The 13548-nt window shown below is 66.0% G+C and carries 8 protein-coding genes; 1 reads left to right on the top strand and 7 read right to left on the bottom strand.

Going from position 1 to position 13548, the window contains the following annotated elements; translation table 11 throughout:
* Positions 1-8: 8 nt before the first annotated feature.
* From JQ586_RS04005 to JQ586_RS03995, 3 genes are read right to left on the bottom strand one after another with little or no spacing between them, the layout of a single operon-like run.
* Complete coding sequence (locus JQ586_RS04005) at positions 9-1619, bottom strand: GMC family oxidoreductase (RefSeq protein ID WP_212393195.1); 1611 nt, start codon at positions 1617-1619, stop codon at positions 9-11.
* Positions 1612-3267 carry a bifunctional 3-(3-hydroxy-phenyl)propionate/3-hydroxycinnamic acid hydroxylase gene (locus JQ586_RS04000; RefSeq protein ID WP_212393194.1) on the bottom strand — a complete coding sequence of 552 codons (1656 nt, stop codon included), beginning with the start codon at positions 3265-3267 and terminating at the stop codon, positions 1612-1614. Before JQ586_RS04000 ends, JQ586_RS04005 begins: the two co-directional genes overlap by 8 nt.
* Before the next feature lies 1 nt (position 3268).
* Entirely contained in the window at positions 3269-4264 is a 996-nt protein-coding gene (locus JQ586_RS03995) for a VOC family protein (protein WP_249147258.1), read from the bottom strand.
* A 299-nt stretch (positions 4265-4563) separates the two neighbouring features.
* Between JQ586_RS03995 and JQ586_RS03990 the strand changes: the two genes are divergently transcribed.
* Positions 4564-6522: a bifunctional diguanylate cyclase/phosphodiesterase gene (locus JQ586_RS03990; RefSeq protein ID WP_212393192.1), complete on the top strand. Its 1959-nt coding sequence runs from the start codon at positions 4564-4566 to the stop codon at positions 6520-6522.
* Positions 6523-6605: 83 nt separating this feature from the next.
* On the opposite strand, the gene JQ586_RS03985 is transcribed toward JQ586_RS03990, so the two are convergent.
* From JQ586_RS03985 to JQ586_RS03970, 4 genes are all read right to left on the bottom strand, one after another.
* Positions 6606-7586, bottom strand: a complete 981-nt coding sequence (locus tag JQ586_RS03985) for a PDR/VanB family oxidoreductase (protein ID WP_212393191.1) — start codon at positions 7584-7586, stop codon at positions 6606-6608.
* Positions 7587-7598: 12 nt separating this feature from the next.
* Complete coding sequence (locus JQ586_RS03980) at positions 7599-8351, bottom strand: GntR family transcriptional regulator (RefSeq protein WP_212393190.1); 753 nt, start codon at positions 8349-8351, stop codon at positions 7599-7601.
* Positions 8352-8354: 3 nt separating this feature from the next.
* A complete protein-coding gene (locus tag JQ586_RS03975) occupies positions 8355-9428 on the bottom strand; it encodes an aromatic ring-hydroxylating dioxygenase subunit alpha (protein WP_212393189.1) in 1074 nt (357 codons plus the stop codon).
* A gap of 821 nt (positions 9429-10249) precedes the next feature.
* A complete protein-coding gene (locus tag JQ586_RS03970; protein WP_212393188.1) occupies positions 10250-13471 on the bottom strand; it encodes a CHAT domain-containing tetratricopeptide repeat protein in 3222 nt (1073 codons plus the stop codon).
* Between the last annotated feature and the right edge of the window lie 77 nt (positions 13472-13548).

Below are 13548 nucleotides of genomic sequence, written 5' to 3'. Positions count from 1 at the left end.
CTCGCATGCTACCGCGCATCCTCCAGGATCATGTCGGATGCCTTCTCCGCGATCATGATCGTCGGCGCGTTGGTGTTGCCTGACATCAGGTCCGGCATGATCGAGGCGTCGACCACGCGCAAGCCGTCGATACCGCGCACCTTGAGCCGCTGGTCGACCACGGCGAGCGCGTCACTGCCCATCCGGCAGGTCGAGGTCGGGTGATAGACGGTGCTGCCGGTGCGGCGGCAGAACTCGAGCAGATCATCGTCGCTGACCACCTTGGCGCCAGGATCGACCTCCGCCACGACATAGGACTTCAGGGCCGGCGCGGCGAGAATCTTGCGCAGGATGCGGATGCCGTCGATGAAGGCCCGGCGATCGGTTTCGGTTGCAAGGTAGTTGATGCGGATCTCGGGCGGCACGCCCGCATCCGCGCTTCTGATCCTGAGCGAGCCGCGGCTCTCCGGGCGCAACTGGCAGACCGACGCCGTGAAGCCCGAGAACGGGTGCAGCTTCTCGCCCATCTTGTCGGTCGAGAACGGCAGGAAGTGGATCTGGATATCGGGCGATGCCAGCCGCGGACTGGTCTTGAAGAACGCGCCCGAGGTGCCCGCCGCGATCGTCAGCGGCCCCTTGCGCAGCGCGGCGTAGCGCAGCCCCGCCATGACGCGTCGGACCGGATGGTTGATGATGTCGTTCAGCGTGACGGATTGCGCGCAGCGCGTGACGAGCCGCACCTGCATGTGGTCCTGCAAGTCATTGCCGACGCCGGGCGCATCGAGCACCACCTCGATACCGTGCTGCTTCAGGAGATCGGCCGGGCCGACGCCGGAGAGCTGCAGCAATTGCGGCGAGTTGTACGCGCCGCCCGACACCAGGATCTCCTTGCGTGCCCTTGCAGTGCGCAGCTGCCCCTCCCGCTTGTACTGCACGGCTCGGGCACGCCTGCCCTCGAACAGGATGCGCTGCGCCAACGCCGAGGTCTCGACCCGCAGATTGCCGCGCGTCATCGCTGGACGCAGGTAGGACCGCGCCGTGCTGGCACGCCTGCCGCGCCGCGTCGTGGTCTGGAAGAAGCCGGCGCCCTCCTGGGTCGCACCGTTGAAATCGGGATTGGTGGGAATGCCGGCCTCCGCAGCCGCGACGACGAAGGCTTCCGAGAGCGGATCGTGATGTCGCCAGTCCGACACCGGCAGCGGTCCATCGGCACCGTGAAACTTGTCGGCGCCGCGCTGCTGGTTCTCCGCCTTGCGGAAATAGGGCAACACGTCGTCGTAGCCCCAGCCGGCATTGCCGCGCTGGCGCCAGCGGTCGTAATCCTCGTGCTGGCCTCGCACATAGAGCAGGCCGTTGATCGAGCTCGAACCGCCGAGCACCTTTCCGCGCGGCTGGAACACCTGCCGCCCGTTCAGGCCGGGCTCGGGTTCGGTCTGGTACATCCAGTTGACGGATTTTTCCTTGAACAGCTTTCCGTAGCCGAGCGGGACATGGATCCAGATATTGGTGTCCTTCGGTCCGGCCTCGAGCAACAGCACCGAATGCTTGCCGTCGGCACTCAGGCGATTGGCCAGCACGCACCCGGCCGAGCCGGCGCCGACGATGACATAATCGAATTCGGCGGCATCATTATTATTCACGGTTTCCCCCGGATGTTCTTTGGTCCGGTGGTACAGACAAAGCGACGTCTTGAAAAGACTGGCGCCCTGCGCTGAGGTTCTGGAGCAGTTGCTCCACGAGCATGTTCAGCTCGTTGGCGCTGTCTGCGGCGGCGAACACATAACGGTCGGGCCGCACGATCACCGCCGCGACGGCATTGTCCCGCATCCAGCCTGCAAACAGCCCGTCACGCTCGACGACGGTCAAGACACCATCGGCGTCCGCGCTCTCGCCCGACGTCGTAATGACGACGCGCTCGCCGGCGAGACGCCGCCAGGCGGCACGAGACGCATCCGACAGCCAGGCCATCGGCGTTGCGGCTGCCGCGACGATGGCGAATTCCGGCTTGAGCAGATCGTCGAGCCGGCCCATGCTTCCGTCCGGCGCCATCACATGCGGCTGCACGAACAGCCGCCCGGCCAGCTTCGCATCCGATGCGATCAGGCCCGAGGCGAGATCCGGGATGAACTTCTGCCTGATCGTTTCCGCCCTGCCTGCCTTGAGGTCGGCGCGCAACCGTACGTCACGTGCTGCGGCGGCGACGGGATCGAGCTCGCCGATGATCTTGCCGAACTCCTTGGCGCTGGCCACGACGGCCCGGACATGCGGCTTGCGCTCGATCTCGTAACTGTCGAGCAGCGTATCGTCCGCATCGCCGCGCAGCACCATCCTGAGCTTCCAGGCGAGATTGGCGGCATCGCGGATGCCGGCGCACAATCCCTGCCCGAGGAAGGGGGGCGTCTGGTGAACGGCGTCCCCCATCAGCAGCACGCGGCGGTCGCGCCAGCGCTGCCCGAGCAGCGCGTGGAAGCGATAGACCGCCGAACGCCAGATGGTCAGATCGGAGATATCGGTGAAGCCCTCGAGCAGCTTCACGACATTATCAGGCGCGCCGGCCGCCTCGGGATCCTCGCCCGGCAGCAGCTTGATCTCCCAGCGTCGCAGATTGCGCGGGCCGGGCACGAAGGTGCCGGGGCGCCCCGGCCAGCAGTATTGAAAGGTTTTCGCGGGCCGCTTGTCGGGCTCGCTGGTCAGCGTATCGACCACCATCCACCACTCGTCGAAGGCTAGGTCTTCGAGTCCAACGCCCAGCTGCTTGCGCACGAAGCTGTTGGCGCCGTCGCAGCCGACCAGATAGCGCGCACGGATCACCAGCTCCTCGCCGGACTCGCGCCGGGCCGTCAGCATCACCGCGTCGTCGTCCTGACGCAGCGACATCCCGGTAGCCGCGAGGGCAAGCTCTGCATTCGCGGAACCGGCGAGCCGGTCGCGCAGCGCATGCTCCATCTCCGGCTGCACGAAGGTGACGTTCGGGGTCCAGCCGAGCGGGAATGGCGGCGGCATCGGATCGAAGATCTTGATCAGCTCACCGTCGACGCCGAGATAGTGCGAGCCGTTGTGCGGGGCGATCGCCTGCTCCATGAACGCGCCGAGCCCGATCGCCTGCAGCACCCGCAGCGCCTCGTGATCGAGCGTGATCGCGCGCGGCTTGTCGTAGATCCCGGCGGCGCGCTCGACGACCGCGATGCTCAGGCCTTCCTGCGCGAGCAGATTGGCGAAGATGGCGCCGACCGGCCCGAGGCCGACGATCGCCACATCGTGGGTCGCGGGCTCGGCGGACAAGGGCATGCTACTTCCCAAGATACGCCTCGAGCGTCAGCGGCCTCGGCTTCGTCTCCGGCTCGCGGATCGCAACGCCGGCAAACGGCGTAGCCTCCTCGAACCAGGCCTGCCGCGCCGGCAGGCCCCAGGGGAAGGAGATCGTGTGGTCGGACGGGTCCCAGCCGACGGGCTCGTTCTCGATATCCATGATCTGGTAGTGCGTATTGAACAGCTCGACGCGATGGCCATCGGGATCGCGCATATAGACATACATCGCATGTCCCGGACCGTGTCGTCCCGGGCCGCGCTCGACGGAAGCGCCGTAGCCGAGTTCACCAGCGAGATCGCAGGCGGAGAGAAGGTGATGGACTTCAGGCGCGAGAAACGCGAAGTGATGCAGCCGCGGACCGGCGCCGTTGAAGAACACGATATCGTGGGGATTGCCCTTGCGCTGCAGGAACACGCCGCGCAGATCGAAGGTCCCGCGGGGGGCAATATACTCGCTGAGGCGAAAGCCCGCCGCGGTGTAGAACTCGCAGGCCTTGCGTACCTCCGGCGTCAGCACCTGATAGTGGTCGAGCCGCAGCGCCGAGCCGCCGGCGTGACGGGTGAATCTGGTGATCATGCGCGGCACCACCGGCATGATCGCGCAGAACTCGAGTGGCGTGCCGGCGGGATCGGCCGCGTGCAGCGTTCGCCCCTGATGCGGCACCTCGGCCCAAACAGCGGGGCAACCACGCGCCTCGAAGAAGACCTTCAACCGGTCGAGATCGGCCTCCTGGAACACCCGCAGGCCGAGCCGCGCGCAACCGGCGTCACTGCCCTTGCGCAGCACAAGACTGTGATGACAGGCCTCCTCGACCCCGCGGAAATAGAGTGCGCCGTCCTCCTCGGCGGTCAGGATCAGGCCGATCACCCTTTCATAGAATTGCCGGCTCGCGACCAGGTCGCGCACGGTCAGGATGACGTGGCTCGCCCGCGTGATGCGAAATCCCGGATCATGGTTCGTGGTCGGGAGGCTCATGCGCGCACCTTCTGGCTTCTTTTCGTCGCGGGAACCTTCAGTCATCGCGAAAAACCACCCGGGGATCAAGCGGGTGTGGCCGGTCGCAAAGTATGCCGCCCTGGTCGATCGATTGGGCGGATCGGCCGCACGCCGCCGGTTCCGGGCATTTGTATCGATTTGTTAGCGATGCCGGACGCCGGGAACCGGCAGCACCCCGACCATGAAGCGACGGATTCCAATAGTTCATAATTTGTCAAAGGTTTGCGGAGAATTCTTGGGTCCGGTGCGGGGGCCCGGTTCGCGCAAGCAGCGTTGGGATGCGTAACTATCTGAGATCATATTTCGCGACCTTGTTCGCGGGCGACCTGGCAGCCTTCGGCGCACCACCGACGGATGAATTGCTCGCAGGCCACATCCGTGCCGAGCAGGTCTCGCTGGTTCTCGGCTACTCGGTCGGCATCATGCTGGCCAATGCCTGCAACGCCATGGTGCTCGCGGTCGCGCTGTGGCAATCGCCCGATTGGGTCTTCGCCCTGATCTGGGCGGCCGCGGTGATCAGCGCAGCAACCTTCTTCGGCCTGCAGGCGCGAGCCGCACGGCGCATCGCCAAGCCGCAATTCGTATCGCGCCAGACCATGTACCGCCTGGTGCGAAACGCGCTGGCGCTCGGCGCGGCCTGGGGCATTGTCCCGGTCGCCTTTTTCGCGAACGCGTCGAGCGGCGGTCAATTGGTGATCACCTGCCTCTGCGCCGGAATGCTGGCGGGCGGCGCATTCGCCTTCGCCACCATACCGATCGCGGCGATTGCATTCACCGCGCCGATCTTCATCGGCACCGCGATCTGCCTCGGCAGGGACGGCGATTTCGTCTATCTCCTGATGGCCGTCCTGGTCGTGGTCTACGGCGCGGTGCTGCTGCGCGGCGTGTTCGTCAACTCTCTCGAGTTCAGGCGGCGCGTCATCGCCCAGCACGAAGCCGAACGGACGGTGCGGCGGGACCCGCTGACCCATCTGCCGAACCGCGTCGCCTTCAACGAGACGCTCGAAGCCGCCCTGACGCGGCTCGCCCGGTCGGGCGAGGAATTCGCGGTGCTTCTGCTCGATCTCGATCGCTTCAAGGAGGTGAACGACAGGTTCGGCCATCCTTCCGGCGACGAGTTCCTGGTCCAGGTCGCCGCCAGGCTGCAGCGCTGCACGCGCGCAGCCGAGCATGTTGCGCGCATCGGCGGCGATGAGTTCGCGCTGGTCATGTCCAACCTGGCAAGGCCGGGCGACGCGCTCGCGACCGCCGAGAAGTTCGTCGCGGCCTTTGCGGACCCGTTCGTGATCGACGGCTGCGAGATCGCGGGCACCACCTGCATCGGCATCGTGCTGGCGCCGCGCGACGGCACCACGTCGCATGACCTGCTCAAGCATGTCGACATCGCGCTCTACCGGGCGAAGAAATCCGGGCCCGGCACCATCTGCTTCTTCGAGGCCGATGACGACAAATCGGCGCGCGACCGCCGCGCCCTGCAGCAGGACCTCGAACGCGCCATCGAGGCCGACGAGCTGTTCCTCGTCTACCAGCCGTTCCTCGACATCCGCAAAGGCCGCATCACCGGCTTCGAGGCGCTGCTGCGCTGGCAGCATCCGATCCGCGGCCTGATCCCGCCGAGTGTGTTCATTCCGATCGCCGAGGAAACCGGGCTGATCCATCAGCTCGGCGAGTGGGTCATCCGCCGTGCCTGCGCGACGCTGTCGCGCTGGCCGGACCAGATCCGGATCGCCGTGAACTTCTCGGCGGTCCAGTTTCACAACGTGAGCATCCTGCAGACGATCGTGCAGGCGCTCGCCGATGCCAACGTCTCGCCGCATCGGCTCGAGATCGAAATCACCGAATCGATGCTGATCTCGAAATACGGGTCGGCGCCGTCGATCCTGAACGCGCTGCTCGACCTCGGCGTGACGGTCGCGCTCGACGATTTCGGCACCGGCTTCTCCTCGCTGACCTATTTGCGCAAGCTGCCGTTCAGCCGCATCAAGATCGACCAGTCCTTCATCCGCGACATGCTGACCCAGCCGGATTGCGCCGCGATCGTGAAATCGGTGATCGCGCTGGCGCAGGACCTGCAGATCGGCGTGGTGGCCGAAGGCGTCGAAACCGCCGACCAGCTCGACTATCTCAGGCAGACCAGCTGCGACGAGGTTCAGGGCTACCTGATCGGCCGGCCGATGTCGGCGCGCGAGATTTCCGGCCTGCTCGACGCCAGGCCGCAATCCGTGCACGCCGCATAGGGCCATTCCATTCCGACGGGATTTGAACGAAGCTCCGGATTGTTTTTGGCGCGTTTTCTTCACGCTCGAAAATGCTCCGGCAATCAGACCGCATCGGCACGGCGCAAGGTATCCACCGTGATGGTGCCGCGGACGCGCGAGACGCAGGCGCAAATCTTGCGGCTCTCCCGCTTCTGGTGATCGCTGAAGAAGACGTCGCGATGGTCGATCTCGCCGTCGACATCGACGATGTCGAGCGCGCAGACGCCACACTCGCCGCGGCGACAGTCGCTCATCACCTCGTGCCCGGCCTCGCTGAGCACATCAAGCATCGAGCGGTCGCGCGGGATCACCAACTCGACGCCCTCGCCCTTCAGCCGCACACGAAATTCATCGGTCGGCAGCAGGCCGCTTGATCCGAAGGTCTCGTAGCGCAGGTCGGTCATCGGGCGGCCGGCCGCTTCCCAGGCATGCCGTGCCGCATCCAGCATCCGGATCGGACCGCAGAACAAGGTCATCGCATTTTTCGGCAGCGTCGCGAACACGCCGTTGAGATCGAGCCTGTGGCCCTCGTCGCCGGCATGGACGGTGAGGCGATCACCGAGCAGGGCCTCGAGCACATCGAGGTAGGCGGCATCAGCGCGCGACCGCACCGCATAATGCAGCGTGACGTCGGCGTTGCGGCGGGCGAGCGCCTGCGCGGCGCCGACGATCGGGGTGATGCCGATGCCGCCGGCAACGAGGCAGACATGACGGCGCGTCCAGTCGAGCTGGACCAGCGACGCCGGCAGCGTGATGTTGAGACGGGCGCCCGGCCGCAGCGACCACATGTAGCGCGAACCGCCCCGCGTGTCAGGCGCGCGGCGCACCGCGATCCGATAGCCTTGCGGGTCCATCTCGCCGACCAGCGAATAGGAGCGCGTCTCGGGCCGGCCGTCGATCGTGACGCCGACCTGGATATGGCTGCCGACCGGATAGGGCTCCGCAGTGAAGCCATCCGGACGCAGGACGAATTCACGGATGCCCGATGTCAGGTCGCGCGTGGCGATGATGGTTGCCGGCGTCCAGGTTTCGATGAAGCGCATGAATCTCTCCGCTCAGTCGGCCGCCGACCTGATCAGCGCCAGCGCCGGCAGCAGATCGAGATGGGTGCGGTTGCGCAGCGCCAGCCGCAGGTTGCGCGCGGCAAGGCGGGCGTGCTCGCGCATGATCGCCTCGGCTCGCGCGCCTTCGCGGTTCTCGATGGCGTCGACCACGATACGATGGTGATCCTGCGCGATCAGCAGGATCTGGCGCGCTTCGGGCAGCGCGGATTGCGCCATCACGAAGCCGCTCGGCGAGGCGAACGGCAGCGCCGAGGCGCGGTCGATCTGCCGGATCAGGGGCGGGCTGCGCGACAGCTCGGTCAGCAGGGTATGGAAGCGCGCATTGAGCGCGACATAGGACGAGAACGCCTCCACCGAGATCGGGTCCTGGCGCACCAGGCCGTCGAGCTCGTTGAGGCACTCCCTGAGAGGTTCGAGATCGCGCGCGGAGACGCCGCGCTCGGCGGCAAAGCGCGCGGCAAGACCTTCGAGTGTGCCGCGCAGTTCGATCGAGTCAAGGATGTCGCGCTCGGAGAACGCCTTGACCATGAACCCGCCCGAAGGGATCGCCTCCAGCAGCCCTTCTTCCTCCAGGCGGACCAGCGCCATCCGCACCGGCGTGCGCGACACGCCGGTGGTTTCCACTGCCTGCAATTCCGAGATGCGTTCGCCGGGACGCAGGCCGCCCGACAGGATCAGGTCGCGCAGTGCGAGCTGCGCCCGCACGGTCTGCGACACGGAGCGATCGGCCTCGCGCTCCCCCATGGCCTACTCCGCCGCCTGCTGGTGCTGCGGCGGGTTTTGCGGGGGATTTTGCATGGGATTTTCCCTGGCCAGCATGCGGTCGATGACGCGCCGCGCCCACATCGCGCCGGCATCGATGTTGAGGTTGTAGAACACGCGATCGGGATTCTCGTCCATCGCGCGCTGCTGCGCCTCCAGGATGATCTCGTCCTCGTGGAAGATGCCGGAGACGCCGTCGCGGATTTCCGTGGTCAGGCGCTGCTCGGTGATGCGGTGATTGCGCACGAAGGCCCAGAAGTAATGGCAGGTCTTTTCGGTCTCGGGCGTGATGGTGTTCAGCACATAGCCGTTGACGCCCTGCGAACGATCGCCCTCCGGCGCGCCTGATCCGGCCGGCGCGACCCCCACGTCGATATTGACCGTGCACGGCGCCTCGAAGCGGATGATCTGCCAGCGGTCGACCGGCCCCGGCTTCTGCAACTGCTTGGCCCAGAACGGCGGCGCCTCGATGCCCTTCATCCAGCGCGTCACCGTCACGGTCTTCTCGCCGTGGGTCACGTCGAACGGCGCTTCGGCGACCGCATCATTGCCGATGCTGGAGCCGTGCACGAAGGTCTCGTGCGTCAGGTCCATGAGGTTGTCGACGACCAGCCGATAGTCGCACTTCACATGAATGGTCTTGCCGTCGCCCGCCCAGGCCGGATCGTGATTCCAGTGCATGTCGGGCACCAGCGCGGGATCAGCGAGCGCGGGATCGCCCATCCACAGCCAGATGAATCGGTGGCGCTCGACCACGGGATACGCGCGCACGCAGGCCGACGGGTTGATGGTCTCCTGCGAGGGCATGAATGTGCAGCGACCCTGCGCATTGTACTTCAGGCCGTGATAGCCGCAGACCACGGTGTCGCCATCCAGACGCCCCTTCGACAGCGGCACCAGGCGATGCCAGCAGGCATCCTCCAGCGCCACCACCTCGCCGTCGCCCGTCCGGTACATCACGACATGCTTGCCGCAGATCGTGCGCGGCAACAGCGCGTGCTTGATCTCGGCATCCCAGCCGGCCGCGTACCAGGCATTCATCGGGAAGGATTTTGGCATCGGGCGCTCCCTGACATCCTCTTGGATACTATCTGTATACAATATTGCTTAGGATTTGGCAATACTCCTCGATTTATGGCCGAATCAGGCCATTTTGGTATACATTCTCTTGAAACAAGTTATTCCCATCGTCCTGGTCGCCAGGACGACGCAGAGTTTGTGGCGCGCGGTCGCGATAAACTCAGCATCACCCGAAAAAGGGGCGATCCAGCATTCCAGAGGCGGCTGTGCTTGAGCCGATAGGCCGCGGCTTACTGGATCGCTTCGCGGGCGTGACAGCAGTGGATGAGGACGTAGCTCTGCATTCTCGCGACATGATTGCCCGAGGCTTGCATCTCGTTTCGCCCTCTTCTCTGGGAGAGGGCGCAGGGAAAGCCGGGTGCCGATCGCACCCATGGGCCCGGTGCAACAAAGGTAGCACCGGGGTAGGACCACAGGTGTAACCGGAAACAACCGGCTTTCCCTGCGCGATGGGTTACGGCTTATACGTGCTCGCCCCGGCGAGACTGGGCTGTTTTGTCACCGTCTCGCGAAGATGCTTTCGCATCTCGCGGGAGACACCTGCCACTAGGGCGTCAGGCCTGCACGATTTCGCCGTCCGCTTCATGCGCTCTCGTCAGTCACGCACGCAACGTCCACCGCATCCCACCACCACGTTCGTGACGATCGCGAGCGCCCCTCGAGCGGGTGAGACGGGAAATTCTATACACTGATTTGGTATGCTGATAAACCGAAATATTTTCGCAATCGAGGCTTGCGCCGTCGGGCAAATCAGTGCCAGGGGCCCACGGTGCGGATGAGCCAACGACGAATGAGACGAGCTAGCCGCCCTCGCCGACCAGCACGAACGGGGCCCATAGTGCGGGCTCGGCATTCCTCGGATCGGATGGATCGTTGATCAAGGCCAGCATCGATCGGCGCAGGGCCTCTGCCCGCCCGATCCCCGGATGATGGGCGAGTTCGGAGAATGCGCCCGTCGTGAGCTTCACCGCCGCACCGGAATCAACCGGCCAGTGCGACACCAGCAACGCCCGCGCGCCGGCGTAGAAGAACGCGCGGGCCAACCCGGACAGACCTTCTGCGCCGGGCCTGTCGCCCGCCGCGGTGTTGCAGGCCGACAGCACCGCCCAGTCGGCGTCCAGCGTCAATCGCGCAACCCGGCTCGATGTCAGCAGCCCGTCATCGTCGGCGGTCGGACGCGCCGGCAAGGTCAGCACCAACGCCGGCTCGCTCAAGCCCTTCACTTCGCCGGCGACGAGGCCGTGGGTCGCGAAGTCGATCACCCGGTACTGATCGAGCTGCGCGAGCCTCACATTGGTCACGGTCGCATCCGCGCCGAGTCGTACGTCGGCATCGGAGGCGCCGAGCTGATGCGCAACCGCCAGCAGCTCGCCGGCAGTCTCCGGCAAGGGTGCGAGGCCCTTGCGGAGCATATCGATGTCGACCGTGGTTCCCTTGTAGTAGGTCGAATAGGGATCGACATTGCGCGACATCCTGGTCTTGCCGCCGTCCAACTGCAGCACGGGATCGCCGAAGCCGATGAACGGCTTGCTGGCGCGCGAGGCCCTGGCATAGACGCGCAAGGCGCGCAGGCTGCTCACGGACGGCAGGACGTCGATCGCCTTGTCGCGGATCAGCCACGCCGCCGATCTGTAGCGATCGGATTGTCCCGTCGCGGGATCGGGCGTGCGCGTCACAAGCACCTGGAACGGCAGGCTGGTCAGCGCGCCCGTCGGCACGATCAAAAGCTTCGGCTTCGCGGCGATGATGTCGGATATCGGCGAAAACAGCGCGGCGTAGAGCTCGTGGGATGCATCGAGATCGAACGGCGCAACCTCCGCCACGCCATTGAACAGGCCTCTCCGCAAGCCTGCGACGCGATCGGCCAGCCCATCGGCGCGCAACGCGATCGCGCGCATCCCGACATGCTCCCGGGTGACCGCAAAGACGAAGCTGCGATCGCTCATCGCAAGGAACAGCAGCTCCGCCTCGTCCGGCTTCAGCAGCGCCTGCACCTGCGACAACGACAACGGAACCGGGCTTGAGAGTTCGGCATAGGCCGGAAACTCGCGCGCGATCCGCGCCGCCGTCTCCTCCAGCGACTTGCGGACGCCGCCGCTCTCGGTGCGCAGGCTCGCGATCAGGCCGTCATTGCGCTTGCCATCCGGCGCGCCGAGCTCCGTCGTGATGCGCTTGTCCAGGCTGTCGAGCGATGCCTTGAGGTCCTGCTGACGGCGCACCGCCGCGGCAACCGCATCATTGCCGGCGGCAAACCGCGCCGACATCAACGTGACCGCGGAGGCTGCGCTGGTCTCGTGCAGGCGTTGCGCCGAGGTGAAGGCCTCGTTGATCTGCTGATCATCGGGCTTTCCGTCGGAGACCTTCCAGACCGCCCGGATCAGATGGCCGTCGAGATCGACGAGGAGGCCTGTCGCCTCGCCGCTGCCGACGCGGCCCGCAAGACGCTCCGCGGCCCGTCGAAGCGTCGCCAGCGCCTCGGCCCATTTGTTCTCGCCGGCCGACACGTCGGACAGGTTGATCAGGATCGCCGACGTCGTCAGATGATCGGGACCAAGCTTCGCCAGCGCGATCGCCAGCGCGCGCTCGAGCGCACTGCGGGCGGCTGCGTAATCCCCGGTCCGGAGCGCCAGCAGGCCCTGGGCACGCAACGTCGGAAGCAGGCTGGCGTGGTCCCGGCCGAACGCCTTCTCCTGAATCGCGAGCGCCCGGGCAAAGCTCTGGCCGGCCGCGTCGAACTGTCCCGCATCGAGCTGCTGCCGTCCGATCGCGCCCAGCGCGTCCGCGGTGAAGGTGCTGTCGCTGCCGAGCTTCTCCGAGAAGATCCGCAGGGCACGCTGATAGAGCGGCGCCGCCTCGGCCGCACGGCCGGTCTCGTTATAGGTGCTTGCAATCGCCATCAGGACGCGGGCGGCATCCGGGCTGTCGGGGCCGGCGATCTTCTCCTGGATCGCGAGCACGCGCTGCTGCAGCGGCAGCGCATCCGCGGCACGCCCCTGATCGGCATAGTTGTTGGCGAGATTGTTCAGCGCGTAGACCACGGCCGGATGATCAGGCCCGAAGGTCTTTTCCCGCGAGAGCAGCGTCCGGTTGAACAGCACCTCCGCCTCGGCGTAGCGCGACTGCTTGTTGAGGACGTTGGCGAGGTTGCCCAGCATCGAGCTGACATTCGGGTCGTCCTCGCCGGCGCGTTCACGTCCGAGCGCATAGGCCTTGCGCAAGGTCGCCTCGGCGTCCTGCAGGCGGCCAGCGTCGTTGTAGAGGTTACCGAGGTCGTTCAGGATGTTGAGATAGTTCGGCGCGCCTGCGGCCTGCGCGCCATAGGCCTGGTCGAGCGTAGCAAGGCCCTGCTTCAAGAGCTTCTCGCCATCGTCGAAACGTCCCTGCAGGCCGTAGAGATCGCCGAGATCGTCGAGCGCCGTCGCGATCTCGGGCGGCGATATGTTCGGCGACCTCTGCTTGATCGCGAGCGCGCGTTCGAAAAAGTCCCGGGCGTCGCCGTAGTTCTCCTGTGCCCGCGCGATCGTGCCCATCGACTCCAGTGCACCGGCCAGCCTGGGATCATCAGGGCCGAAGGCGGCGGTGCCGACCGCCAGTGCCTGCCTGCCTGCGGCGAGCGCATCCGATCGCCGCTCGAGCATCATCAACGAACTGATCAGGATGTTCGAGGTCCGCAGGATCGAGGCGGCATCGTGAAAGTGCAGCTTGATCGCGAGCGCGGCGTTGAGGCGATCTGCGGCTTCCTTGTAGCGGCCGAGGTTATGCAGGAACATGCCCTCGTTGTGCAGCACACCGGCGAAGTTCATGTTGTCGGTGCCCTGCTGGCGCCGCACCAGCTCTTCCAGGCGCCGGGCGATGTTCAGCCCGTCCGCGTTGCGGCCCGCGTTTCCGGCCTCGTTCATCTGTGCTGCCAGCGTATCGATTGCGCTGGCGGCAACGGCCGGTCGAGTGCACGCAAGGCCGACGGCGCCGAACAGGAGGGCCGTGACGATGGTTCTGCGCAAGCGGCGGCGTTCGACTTTCACGGCGACCTCGCGGAGGTCACCATGTTTCGCAGACGGTCAGCTTGTTGGGAAGGCGGATTCGATCGCCGGCGCGGAAC

The sequence above is a fragment of the Bradyrhizobium jicamae genome, from assembly GCF_018130215.1.
Taxonomy (GTDB): Bacteria; Pseudomonadota; Alphaproteobacteria; order Rhizobiales; family Xanthobacteraceae; genus Bradyrhizobium; species Bradyrhizobium jicamae_A.
This window is presented reverse-complemented; position numbering and strand designations above follow the sequence as displayed.